Below are 699 nucleotides of genomic sequence, written 5' to 3'. Positions count from 1 at the left end.
TAGAGTTCGGCCTGAGAGAAGAGGTGGGCACTTTCGTGGTAGACGGCCTCCAGGAGCTGCATCTTTTGGACCGGCTCTCTGGAAGGGGGGGGGAGAAGGACTGACATCCTTCTCCGCATCACCCCGGGCATTGAGACCTCCACCCATAAATATATTCAGACCGGTCAGATTATCGATAATAAATTTGGTTTTCCCCTTTATATGGGAATGGCTATGGCAGCAGTCAAGGAGGCTCTCAGCAAAAGCAACCTGAGGCTGCGGGGCTTCCACACCCACATAGGTTCCCAGCTCTTTTCTGTGGATTGTTTTGAAAAGGCAGCCGAAATTATGGTGGGTTTTTGTGCTGAGGTTCAGAATGAGACGGGATTTGTGACCGAGAAGCTGAATCTGGGAGGAGGACTGGGTATCAAGTACAGAAGTTCTGACCGCCCGGCTTCCATCGAGGAATTTGTTACTACGGTGGTCAAAAGTGTTCGCCGTTGGTCCGACAATTTTGACCTGCCATCTCCTGGTATAGCCATCGAGCCCGGAAGGTCCATAGTGGGTAATTCCACGGTTACTCTTTATACTGTGGGAGGGATCAAAGAGGTGCCCGAGGTGAGAACCTTTGTGGCTGTGGACGGCGGAATGTCTGACAATATTCGGCCCATGCTCTACGACGCCGTCTATGAGGCCAGAATAGCCAACAAGGCCCAGCAC

The 699-nt window shown here is 52.1% G+C and carries 1 pseudogene; it reads left to right on the top strand.

The features are described 5' to 3' along the window. Positions 1 to 60: 60 nt before the first annotated feature. Positions 61 to 699: pseudogene (locus tag HW443_RS12475) on the top strand (diaminopimelate decarboxylase); the annotation flags it as partial.

This window comes from Candidatus Hakubella thermalkaliphila (genome assembly GCF_013281975.1).
Taxonomy (GTDB): Bacteria; Actinomycetota; Humimicrobiia; order Hakubellales; family Hakubellaceae; genus Hakubella; species Hakubella thermalkaliphila.
Note: the sequence above shows the minus strand (reverse complement) of the source record. Positions and strands in the feature narration are given on the sequence as shown.